This window comes from Nocardia sp. CC213A (assembly GCF_030766805.1).
Lineage (GTDB): Bacteria > Actinomycetota > Actinomycetes > Mycobacteriales > Mycobacteriaceae > Nocardia > Nocardia otitidiscaviarum.
The window spans coordinates 123228-134868 of record NZ_JASFXA010000013.1; the positions used below are offsets into that span (position 1 = coordinate 123228).

At 68.4% G+C, this 11641-nt stretch carries 8 protein-coding genes; 4 read left to right on the forward strand and 4 right to left on the reverse strand.

The window, feature by feature from the left end; translation table 11 throughout:
• The first annotated feature begins 96 nt into the window (after positions 1 to 96).
• Positions 97 to 717 (forward strand): Uma2 family endonuclease, encoded by a 621-nt coding sequence (locus tag QJS31_RS23385; RefSeq protein WP_282786059.1) that lies wholly within the window; start codon positions 97 to 99, stop codon positions 715 to 717.
• A 69-nt stretch (positions 718 to 786) separates the two neighbouring features.
• On the opposite strand, the gene QJS31_RS23390 is transcribed toward QJS31_RS23385, so the two are convergent.
• From QJS31_RS23390 to QJS31_RS23400, 3 genes are all read right to left on the reverse strand, one after another.
• Positions 787 to 2262, reverse strand: a complete 1476-nt coding sequence (locus QJS31_RS23390) for a DHA2 family efflux MFS transporter permease subunit (protein WP_282786060.1) — start codon at positions 2260 to 2262, stop codon at positions 787 to 789.
• A 38-nt stretch (positions 2263 to 2300) separates the two neighbouring features.
• Entirely contained in the window at positions 2301 to 3005 is a 705-nt protein-coding gene (locus QJS31_RS23395; protein ID WP_306357680.1) for a PadR family transcriptional regulator, read from the reverse strand.
• A 148-nt stretch (positions 3006 to 3153) separates the two neighbouring features.
• On the reverse strand, positions 3154 to 4110 hold the full coding sequence (locus QJS31_RS23400) for a YafY family protein (RefSeq protein ID WP_282786437.1): 957 nt from the start codon (positions 4108 to 4110) through the stop codon (positions 3154 to 3156).
• Positions 4111 to 4226: 116 nt separating this feature from the next.
• On the opposite strand from QJS31_RS23400, the gene QJS31_RS23405 reads away from it, so the two are divergent.
• The 3 genes from QJS31_RS23405 to QJS31_RS23415 all read left to right on the forward strand — a co-directional run bounded on the left by QJS31_RS23405 (position 4227) and on the right by QJS31_RS23415 (position 7720).
• Positions 4227 to 5351 carry an epoxide hydrolase family protein gene (locus QJS31_RS23405; protein ID WP_306357681.1) on the forward strand — a complete coding sequence of 375 codons (1125 nt, stop codon included), beginning with the start codon at positions 4227 to 4229 and terminating at the stop codon, positions 5349 to 5351.
• Between the two features lie 538 nt (positions 5352 to 5889).
• The gene (locus QJS31_RS23410; protein ID WP_306357682.1) at positions 5890 to 7035 is read left to right on the forward strand and encodes a GGDEF domain-containing protein; all 1146 of its coding nucleotides are present in this window, start codon (positions 5890 to 5892) and stop codon (positions 7033 to 7035) included.
• 58 nt (positions 7036 to 7093) lie between these two features.
• Positions 7094 to 7720, forward strand: a complete 627-nt coding sequence (locus QJS31_RS23415; protein ID WP_282785691.1) for a Uma2 family endonuclease — start codon at positions 7094 to 7096, stop codon at positions 7718 to 7720.
• 80 nt (positions 7721 to 7800) lie between these two features.
• Here the strand turns inward: QJS31_RS23415 and QJS31_RS23420 are convergent, their stop codons facing one another.
• Complete coding sequence (locus QJS31_RS23420; protein ID WP_306357683.1) at positions 7801 to 11568, reverse strand: multifunctional oxoglutarate decarboxylase/oxoglutarate dehydrogenase thiamine pyrophosphate-binding subunit/dihydrolipoyllysine-residue succinyltransferase subunit; 3768 nt, start codon at positions 11566 to 11568, stop codon at positions 7801 to 7803.
• Positions 11569 to 11641 lie beyond the last annotated feature (73 nt).

Genomic DNA, 11641 nt, shown 5'->3' on the forward strand with positions numbered 1-11641 from the left:
TTGGCCCCCGCAGTAGTTTGGCCACGGTCGGCACGTGTGCATGACCGTTGACGGCACCCGAGCCGTGCGCCGAAGTCACGGAGAGGCGGCACCAGCATGACCCGTGTACTGGAATGGGCTCGGCCGGAGAACCTCCAGCCCGAACCCATCACCCTCGATATCTGGAAGCAGCTGCCGCGCGAGTTCTGCCGACTCGTCGAGGTGGTCAACGGCGATGCCGTGCGGGCCGACAGACCCACCCTCGCGCAGCGCAATGCGGCGCGGCGACTGTCGTCCATGCTGGAGACCGCGGCCGAGAAGCATATGAACCGCTACAACGACGGCTGGCTGTTCGTGGCGACCGATCTCGATGTGCTGCTGTGGGATCTGCCGCGCGTCACCGTGCGCCGCCCGGACGTGGCGCTGTTCTGCGGTGAGCCTTCCGATTTCGGCCCGATGCCCGCCGCCCGCATCAAGATCGCGGTGGAGGTGGTGTCCCCGGCCACCGAGCGCGTGGACACCGCCGACAAGACCGCCGAATACGCGCTGGCGGGCATCCCCTGGTACTGGCTGGTGCGGATGGACGGCGAGCGGGTGGCGTCCATCGACATCCATGTGCTGGTGCTGCGCCAGTACCGCCTGCACAAGCGGCTCAAGGCCGATGTCGATTCGACCCTGGTGGAGATGCCGATCGAGATCCGGGTGGACTGGCATCGCCTGACCGGTCTGCTGCTCTGATCGTCACCGCTCTGATCGTCACGGTGGGGACCGCCCGGAACTCGCGGCCGGGCGGTCCGATGTGCGGTCTCAGCGCACCGAATCCACCGTGGCCGGTTCGGGTTTCGGCCGGTCCGGGCTGGGGCGGCCGACGAACAGCGCGGAGGCGACGACGCCGACCAGCAGCACACCGGCCGGAAGGTACATGGACTGGCTCAATGCCGTGCTGATCTTGTCCAGCACCTCCGGCGGCAGCGCGCCCATCCCCGGCGCGCCCTCACCGATCGGACTGTCCGACGGCAGCCCCTGCGCGGCGATGCGCGCCGAGAGCAGCGCGGCCACCGCGGCCGAACCCAGCACCGAACCCACCTGACGCGTGGTGTTGTAGACGCCCGCCCCCGCCCCGGCCTGCTGCACCGGCAGGTTGTGGGTGGCCGTGGTGGCCAGCGGCGCCCAGATGCAGGCATTGGCGACACCGGCGATGCCGCCGATCACCAGGAACACCGGAATCGGCGTATCCGGCGTCATGAACGCGGCGAAACCGAAGGTGGTGGACGCGAAGAGGGCGAAACCGACGGTCGGGATGAGGCGCGGCGGCGTCCGGTCCGACAGCTTGCCGATGATCGGGGCGCACACTCCGGTGATGATGGCCATGGGGGCCAGCACCAGCGCCGAACGCGTCGGCGACAGCTCCCGCACCTGTTGCAGATAGAAGTAGAACGGCACGAAGATCGCCGTCACCGCCGCGCCCATGGCGGCGATGCCCAGATTGGAGAGCGCGAAATTGCGGTCCCGGAACAGGCTCAGCGGCACCAGCGGTTCCCCGGTATTGCGGGCCTGATTGATCACGAACAACCCGAGCACCACCAGCCCGGCGATGATCATCGCCCAGATGAGGGCGTCCCAATCCCGGCTGTTGCCCTCCTGAATGCCGAAGACCAGCAGGAACATGCCGATCGCGCTGAGCGCCACGCCCACCAGATCGAACTTGTGCGTATGGGTGTCCAGGGTGGGCACCAGCCAGACGGCCAGGCCGAAGGCGATGACGCCCACGGGCACATTGATGTAGAAGATCCACTCCCAGCCGTGCGAATCCACCAGGAAGCCGCCCAGAATCGGGCCGACCAGCGTGGCCAGACCCGCGACGCCGCCCCACAGCCCCATGGCCGCGCCGCGCTTGTCCGGCGGGAAGGTGCGGGTGATGACCGCCATGGTCTGCGGCGTCATCAGCGCCGCGCCGAGACCCTGCACCGCGCGCGCCGCGATCAGCATCTCGATGGAGCCGGACATGGCGCACCACAGCGAGGAGGCGGTGAAGACGGCCAGGCCGAGCAGGTAGACGTTCTTGGGGCCGAAGCGATCTCCGAGCCGCCCGGTGACCAGCAGCGGGACCGCGTAGGTGAGCAGGTAGGCGCTGGTCACCCAGATGACGCTGTTGATGTCGGCGTGCAGGTCGGTCATGATCGCCGGATTGGCCACCGCCACGATGGTCATATCCAGCAGGATCATGAAGAAGCCGACGACCAGCGCGTACAGCGCCAGCCACGGATTGCGTCGAGTGGTCATGGTTGTCGTTCCTCGTCCGAGTGGTCGGGTTGGGCGGTTCATGGTGTGGGAGGGGTGCCACCGCCTTTCCGAAGCTCGTCGAAGATGTCGTCGGTGACGGCGGCGGCCCAGTCGTGTCCGAGCCGCTCGTCGGGGGCGGGCAGGCGTTCGCCGGTCTCCGGATCGAATGTCTCCCAGGGGAGTTCGCCGCTCTCCAGTTCGGCGACGAAATCGCGCAACCAGTCGATCTCGGTGGCCTGCTGGGCGCGCAGATAGTCCAGGACCATCCAGTAGCGGCGGGGCACATTCTTGCGGTGTACCCAGGCGCGCAGGGCGTCGAGTTCGGCGATGTCGCCGTCCAGCCGGGCGATGCGTTCGCGCAGCGCTATGAGCACCTGTTCGCGGGGCAGATTGTGGGATTCGGCCAGCGCCACCGGGAAGATCGGGTACTCGCGCAGCGGCCGCCGGAGCAGTTCGGTGACCTGGCCGCGCAGGGCGGAGCGGCCCGCGTCGGTCATGCGGTAGATGGTGCGCTCCGGGCGGTTCCCGGCGCGGTCGGTGCCCTCGGCGGCCGCGAAACCGTGCCGGGTGAGGCGGTCCACGGTGTGGTACAGCGACCCCGGCCGAATCTTGATCAGGTGGTCTTCGCGCCGGGTCATGAGCAGTTGGTACATCTCGTACGGATGCATCGGCCGCTCCTCCAGCAGGGCGAGCACCGCGATCGCCATCGGCGTCAGCGATGCGCCCGCCGACTTCCTCGTCACCGCCACGCCCCCTCTCCGGGACTATCCCGCGTCGTATATTCCATGCGGAATATACGACGCGGGAGCCGGGGCGACAAGGCGGTGTGAGAGCGCTCATGGCGGGGTGGCCGTGGCAGCGAAGGCCGTGGTAGCGAAGGCCGTGGCGCGCTCAGTCCGGCAGCGCCCGGCGGTAGCGCGCGATCAGGGTGCGCAGCGCATCCGCCAGTTCCGGCGCGTCCACCACCTCGAAATCGGCGTCGAGCATGCCCACGTACAGGGCGAGCTGGAGCGGATGGTCCGAGCCGGGCGTGCAGGCGCACCGGTCCGCACCCAGCGACTCTATCTGCACCGGAATTGGAAGCCGCTCCCGCACATGACTTTCCGGTGCGTGCACGATGATCCGAGCCCGGTACCGCCAGGTGCCCTCGCCGACCCCGCGTTCCACCCGCGCGCTGATCTCGTGATCGGGCGGCAGCGCGCGGGGAGCGAAGCGCGGCCCGGTGGGCGTGCGCGGGCGGATGCGGTCCACGCGGAAGGTGCGCCAGTCGTCGCGGTCGCGATCCCAGCCCAGCAGATACCAGCGCTGCCGATGGCTGACCAGGCGATAGGGCTCCACATCGCGCCGGGTCTCGGCCCCGGAGTGCGCGCTGTAGTCGAAGCGCAGCCGCTCGTGGTCGCGGCAGGCCCCGGCGAGCGTGGTGAGCACCTCCGGATCGACCCGCGGCCCGCGGGCCGGAACCGGCAGGGCGTGCGAGCCGAAGGCGCTCACCCGGTGGCGCAGGCGGGCGGGCAGGATGCGCTCCAGTTTGGTGAGTGCGCGCAACGACGTCTCCTCGATACCCGAGATGGAACCCGTTGCGGCCGTGCGTAATCCGATCGCCACCGCCACGGCTTCCTCGTCGTCGAGCAGCAGCGGCGGCAGCGCGCCACCCGCACCGAGTCGATAGCCGCCGTCCACGCCGGGGCGCGCCTCGACCGGGTAGCCGAGTGCGCGCAGGCGCTCGATGTCCTTGCGGACGGTGCGGGTGGTGACCCGCAAGCGGTCGGACAGTTCGGCGCTTGTCCAGTCGCGGCGGGCCTGGAGCAAGGAGAGTAAACGGAGCAATCGGGCGGAAGTTTCCAACATTCTTCGATTGCACCTCCAATTGCGGAACGAATCCTTCCGCAATTGTTCCTACCGTGGCATTACCAGCGCAAGACAGCACCAGCGCAAGACAGCGCAGCACCGAACGGAGTTACGAGATGCACGCCGACATTCGCCCCTTCCGCCTCGAGATCCCGCAGACCGAACTGGACGACCTGCACGACCGGCTGGCCCGCACCCGTTACGCCCAGCAGGTGCCCGGCACCGGATCCGAGCGCGGCATCCCCGCCGACGAGCTGCGGGAGCTGGCCGAGTACTGGCGGACCGGATTCGACTGGCGCGCCCAGGAAGCGGCGCTCAACGCCTACCCCCAGTACGTCACCGAGATCGACGGACAGCGCATCCACTTCCTGCACGTGACCTCCGACCACCCCGATGCCACACCGCTGCTGATCACCCACGGCTACCCCAGCTCGGTCGCCGAGTTCCTGAGTCTCATCGAGCCACTGGTGAACCCCGAACAGGGCCAGGCATTCCACGTGGTGGCGCCGTCACTGCCCGGCTACACGCTGTCGACGCCGCTGAGCGGCACCGGCTGGAGCATGGCCCGCACCGGCCGCGCCTGGGTGGAACTCATGAGCCGCCTCGGCTACGACCGCTACGCCGTGCACGGCGGCGACGTGGGCGCGGGCGTCTCCGGCATGGTGGCGAGCTTCGACCCCGAGCACGTCATCGGCGTCCACGTGGTCACCGATCCGTACACCGCCGCCGCCACCGCGACCTTCATGCCCGGCATGGCCGACCGGTTGAACGCCGACGATCCGGTCGACAAGGTCATCCTGACGCGCATGGCGGAGTTCCAGCAGGACGGTTCCGGGTACCTCGCCATCCAGAACAGCCGCCCGCAGACCATCGGGTACGGCCTGGTCGACTCCCCGATCCTGCAATTGGCCTGGATCGCCGAGAAATTCGCCGAATGGACCGACCTCCCCGTCGACCGCGACCAGCTCCTCACCACCGTCAGCCTCTACTGGTTCACCGCCTCCGGATCCACCGCCGCCCACACCCTCTACGACCAGGCCCACACCACCGACTGGGGCGGCCCCGCCGCCGTACCCCAGGGCTTCGCCGCCTTCGGCTCCGACGACACCGTGCGCCGCCTCGTCGCCGCGCCCGCCGACGCGCACTGGACCGACTTCCCGCGCGGCCGCCACTTCCCCGCCATGGAGGCCCCCGCCGATCTGGCTGCCGACCTGCGCACCTTCTTCGGCCCCTTGCGCTGACGACACCGGGAAGGTCCGCGGGATCGAACTCGCGGACCTTCCCGGTGCCGTAGGGGTCGCTGTTGTCACGGGCGCGGGGTGATGACGACCGCCGCCGGGCGGAGCGGTCGCACCACCCGGCGCAAGCGCACTGGACCGGGCACCCGGTCGACCTCCGCTTCCCCGTCATGGCCGCCCCGCCGACTTCCGCTTCCCGTCACGGCCGCCCCGCCGACCTCCGCGTTTTCTCGGTCTCCTGCGCTGACAACGCCCGCAGCAGCAGCTCTCGGATGCGGATCCGGGCTGTCGCCGTCGCCTGGGGGCGCGGGGAGGTGAACGCCGCTGACGTGTTCGAGAGCGGTCGCGTCGGTCCTGCGGATCGAATCGGGAGCACACGGCGGTTGTCGCGCCCACCGAGGGCTTCCCATCGCGGACCGGGGTTGCCCGTAGGGGGCGGTATGTGCTGGGGTGTGTGCACCGGGGCGCGGTCGGGGGATCGTCCCATATGGCGGGATTCGATGTTCGGCGGAAGAAGGGGCGTTCTTTGCCGACGGGTGGTATGCGTGACAGGTGCGCGATCGTTCGGGCCTGGTGGAACGACCCGGTGGACTACCGGTGGCTGCTGCGGACCTTGGCGGCGCGCTCGGCGGACTGGCCGGTGCGGATCGTGGTGGGCGCGGGCGGGGCCGTCATGGTGGTGATCGCGGTGCTCACCTGGATCTCACCGGCGGGGCCGCACGGGACTGCCGGGCATATCGTCTTCGCGTTCGTGACCGGCGGGGCGACGCTGTGGGCGCTGCGCTGGTGGTTGGGGCCGTGGCCGGGGGAGAACGAATCGCTGCTGCTGATCGGGGCGGCCGACCTGCTGGTGGTGTCGGCCTGCCTGATGGATCAGGACCGGGTGTACGGGTCGATCGGGGCGCTGCTGCTGGTGGTCACCGGCGGGTACGTGAGCGTCTTCCACAGCCCGCGGGCACTGACCGCGCACGCCGTGTTCTCGCTGGTGTCGGTGCTCGTGCTGGCGGCTCGATTGGCGGGGGAGACCGGTGACGTGGCGCTGGCCGTCGCGATCATCCTGATCATGGCCGTGGCCATCGTGGTGGTGCTGCCCACCGTGCACTTCTGCTATTGGGTGCTGCGCACCGACGCGCTCACCGACGCGCTCACCACCCTGCTGAACCGCCGCGGCCTCGACTACTACCTGTCCGGCCGATTCGGCCTGGACGACGGTCGCGCGGTCTGCGCCATGGTCATCGACCTGGACGACTTCAAGGCGGTCAACGACACCTACGGGCATTCGGCGGGTGACGACATCCTGGTCCGCACCGCGGCCCGACTACGCGCCTGCGCCGACGGCGACACTCTCGTAGCCCGAAGCGGCGGTGAGGAATTCGCCGTCCTCGCGCACCTGGACCCGGCCGCCGCACAGGCCGCGGCCGAACGCGTCTGCCGCGCCATCGCCACCATGACCGGCCCGCACACCCCGGTCACCGCCAGCGTCGGCGTGGCCGCCTTCGAACACGGCGCCACCGCCGACGATCTGCTGCGCTGCGCCGACGCCGCCATGTACAAGGCGAAACAGTTGGGCGGCAACACCGTCGTCCTCGCGGGTCGGGCGGCCGATAGGACTGCTCCCGTCGGCGTGCCCGAGAACGACTCGCACCAGGCACGGATCCCGAGTGGCGGCACGTGGGATCACCCATAGCCGATGTGGCCGGGCTATAGGATCGAATCATCATCGTCGGTCGGGTGAGGAGCGTGTCATGTCCGGGATGCTCGATTGGGCACGGGAGGAGAACCTGCAGCCCGAGCCGATCACCGTTGAGATCTGGAAGAAGCTGCCCGAGGACTTCTGTCGTCTGGTGGAGGTCGAGAACGGGCAGGCGGTGCGGGCCGAGTCACCGACTCGGCCGCACCAGACCGCGCAACGCAGGCTTGCGGACATTCTCGATGGGGCGGTGACCTCCCACCTGAATCGCTACAACGGTGACTGCCTCGATGTGAACACCGACTTCGATGTGCTGCTGTGGGAGATGCCGAGGACGACGATCCGGCGGCCCGACATCGCGGTATTCGATTGCGCGCCAGAGGATCTTCGGCCATTGCCCGCGTCGTTGGTGCGACTCGTCGTCGAGATAATCTCGCCGGGAACCGAGAACGTGGATCTGGTCGTGAAGAAGGCGGAGTACGCGCGGGCGGGCATCGCCTGGTATTGGGTCGTCACCCTGGGTGACAACCGAGTCGAGTCGATCGAGGTGCACGTCCTGGACCACGTACTGGGTCAGTACCGGCTGCAGTGGAAGCTGCAACCGGACGGGCAACCGACGGCGGTCGAACTCCCCATCGGGATCACCATCGACTGGGACCGACTCAGCGGGTTGACGCGCTGAGCCTCGTGCCGAAACCACGACGCCGGGTCGAATCGCTCCGTGGGAGCGGATTCGACCCGGCGCAGCGGTAGGGCTTCGCCTTACGAGGTCGCCGCGAACGCCTCTTCGATGATCTCCTGCTGCTCCACCGCGTGCACCTTCGACGAACCCGAGGATGGGGCCGACATGGCGCGGCGCGAGATGCGGCGCAGCTTGCCGAACCGGGCCGGGAGGATGTCCGGCAGGTTCAGGCCGAAGAACGGCCACGCGCCCTGGTTGGCGGGCTCCTCCTGGATCCACACCAGATCGGTGGCGGCGGCGTAGCCCTCCAGCGCCTCGTTCAGGCGGAACTTCGGAATCGGGTACAGCTGCTCGACGCGCACGATGGCGACATCGTCACGGCCCCGCTTCTGCTTCTCCGCCACCAGCTCGTAGTAGAGCTTGCCGGAGGTGAGCAGCACGCGCTTGACCTTCGACCGGTCGCCGTCGCCGCTCTCGTAGGTCGGCTCCTCCAGGACGGTGCGGAACTTGTTGTCCGTGAAGTCCTCGATATCGGAGATGACGGCCTTGTTGCGCAGCATGGACTTCGGCGTGAAGACCACCAGCGGGCGGCGAATGCCGTCCAGCGCGTGGCGGCGCAGCAGGTGGAAGTAGTTCGACGGGGTGGACGGCACCGCCACCGTCATCGAGCCCTCCGCGCACAGCTGGAGGAACCGCTCGATGCGGCCGGAGGTGTGGTCCGGACCCTGGCCCTCGTGACCGTGCGGCAGCAGCAGCACGACCTCGGAGAGCTGACCCCACTTGGCCTCACCGGAGGAGATGAACTCGTCGATGATGGTCTGCGCGCCGTTGACGAAGTCGCCGAACTGCGCCTCCCACAGCACCAGCGCGTCCGGGTTGCCCAGCGAGTAGCCGTATTCGAAACCGACGGCGGCGAATTCGCTCAGCGCCGAATCGTGCACCGCGAACCAGCCGGCGTTCGTCGACCCGATGTTGTGCAGCGGGGTGTACTCCGCGCCGGTCTTGCGGTCGATGATCACCGAGTGGCGCTGGGTGAAGGTGCCGCGGCGGGAGTCCTGACCGGTCAGGCGCACCGCGTGCCCCTCGTCGATCAGGGTGCCGAAGGCGAGCAGCTCGGCGAACGCCCAGTCCACCTTGCCCTCGTAGGCCATTTCGCGGCGGCGCTCCAGCACCGGCTTGACGCGCGGGTGCACGCTGAAGCCCTCGGGCACGTTCACGAACGCGTCGCCGATGCGCTGCAGCACCGTCTTGTCCACGGCGGTGACCATATTCGGCGGGATCTGCTGGTCGTCCTCGACCGATTCCGACGGTTCCGGCCGGTATTTCTCCAGCTCGCGGACCTCGTTGAAGACGCGCTCCAACTGACCCTGGTAGTCGCGCAGCGCGTCTTCGGCTTCCTTCATGGAGATGTCGCCACGACCGATCAGGCTCTCGGTGTAGATCTTGCGCACCGAGCGCTTGGTGTCGATCACGTCGTACATCTGCGGCTGGGTCATCGACGGGTCGTCGCCCTCGTTGTGCCCGCGGCGGCGGTAGCAGATGAGGTCGATGACGACATCCTTGTTGAACTTCTGCCGGTAGTCGACGGCCAGTTCGGCCACCCACACGCAGGCTTCCGGATCGTCACCGTTCACGTGGAAGATCGGCGCACCGATGAACTTCGCGATATCGGTGGAGTATTCGGTGGAGCGCGAGTACTCCGGTGCGGTGGTGAAGCCGATCTGGTTGTTGACCACGATGTGTACGGTGCCGCCGGTGCGGTAACCGCGCAGACCCGACAGGTTCAGGGTCTCGGCCACCACGCCCTGGCCCGCGAAGGCCGCGTCGCCGTGCAGCATGAGCGGCACGACGGAGAAGTTGCGCTCCTCCTCACCCTTGGTGGACAGGTCCTCCTTGGTGAGCAGGTCCTGCTTGGCACGGACCAGGCCCTCCAGCACCGGGTCCACCGCCTCCAGGTGCGAGGGGTTGGCGGTCAGCGACACCGTGATGTCGTTGTCGCCGAACATCTGGATGTAGGTGCCCTGCGCGCCCAGGTGGTACTTCACGTCGCCGGAGCCGTGTGTGGCCGCCGGGTTCATATTGCCCTCGAACTCGGTGAAGATCTTCGAGTAGGGCTTGCCGACGATATTGGCCAGCACGTTCAGGCGGCCGCGGTGCGGCATGCCGATGACGACCTCGTCGAGGGCGTGCTCGGCGCACTGGTTGATGACCGAGTCCATCATCGGGATGACGGACTCCGCGCCCTCCAGCGAGAAGCGCTTCTGGCCCACGTACTTGGTCTGCAGGAAGGTCTCGAACGCCTCGGCGGCGTTCAGGCGCGACAGAATGTACTTCTGCTCGGCGACCGACGGCTTCTCGTGCTTCTGCTCGACCCGGTCCTGGATCCACTGCAACTGCTCGGGATCGAGGATGTGGGTGTACTCCACGCCGACGTGGCGGCAGTAGGCGTCGCGCAGGATGGACAGCACGTCGCGCAGCTTCATGCGCTCCTGGCCGTGGAAGCCCGCGACGTTGAACTCGCGGTCCAGATCCCACAGGGTCAGGCCGTGCTCGGTGACGTCCAGATCCGGATGCGAGCGGAACTTGTCTTTGACCAGCCGTAGGGGGTCGGTGTCGGCCATCAGGTGGCCGCGGTTGCGGTAGGCGGCGATGAGCTCCTGCACGCGCACGCTCTTGTCGACGCCGCGCTCGGTGACGTCGCGGCGCCAGCGCACCGGCTCGTAGGGCACGCCCATGCCGTGGAAGATCTCGTCGTAGAACTCGTCGGAGATCAGCAACTGGTGGATGGTGCGCAGGAAGTCGCCGGACTCCGCGCCCTGGATGATGCGGTGGTCGTAGGTGGAGGTGAGCGTCATGAGCTTGCCGATGCCGATCTCGGCGAGCTGATCGTCACCCATGCCCTGGAACTCGGCCGGGTACTCCATGGCGCCCGCACCGATGATCGCGCCCTGACCCGGCATCAGCCGCGGCACCGAATGGTTGGTGCCGATGGTGCCCGGGTTGGTCAGCGAGATGGTGACGCCCGAGAAGTCCTCGATGCCCAGCTTGCCGTCGCGGGCGCGGCGCACGATGTCCTCGTAGGCACTGTGGAACTGCGCGAAGGTCATGCCCTCGCAGTTCTTGATGGCCGCCACGACCAGGGAGCGGTTGCCGTCCTTGCCGGGCAGGTCGATGGCCAGACCCAGGTTGGTGTGCGCCGGGGTGACCGCGTTGGGCTTCCCGTCGATCTCGGCGAAGTGCCGGTTCATATTCGGGAAGGACTTGACCGCCTGCACGATGGCGTAGCCGAGCAGGTGGGTGAAGGAGATCTTGCCGCCGCGGGTGCGGGCCAGGTGGTTGTTGATGACCAGCCGGTTGTCGATCATCAGCTTCGCCGGGATGGCGCGCACGGAGGTGGCGGTGGGGATGGTCAGGGACGCCGACATGTTCTTCACGACCGCCGCGGCGGGCCCGCGTAGGACCTTGGCCTCATCGCTCACGTCCGCCTTCGGCGCACCCGCGGTGGGGGCGGCGTTGGAGGCGGGGGCGGGAGTGGTCTGCGGGGAGCGCGCCTGCGCGGGGGCCGGAGCCTTGGCCTTGGCCGGTGCCGGGGCGGGCGCGGCGGCGGGCTTCGGAGCGGCGGGCCGCGGCGGGGCGGGAGCCGGAGCGGGGGTGGCGGCAGCGGCCGGGGTGGCGGCCTGACTGTTGCCGTCGGCGGTGTTCTCCGGTGTGTAGTCGGCGAGGAACTCGTGCCAGCTCTCATCGACAGACGACGGGTCCTGTTTGTACTTCTGGTACATCTCGTCGACGAGCCACTGGTTCTGTCCGAACTGGTCTGTTGAGCTGCTCACAGCAGGTGTTCGCCTCATTTCGTTCTTCGCGCTGCGACGTTTGTGACGTGCCCGGCACGGGTAATCGGCAAGATGCGCGCCGATGCGCCCC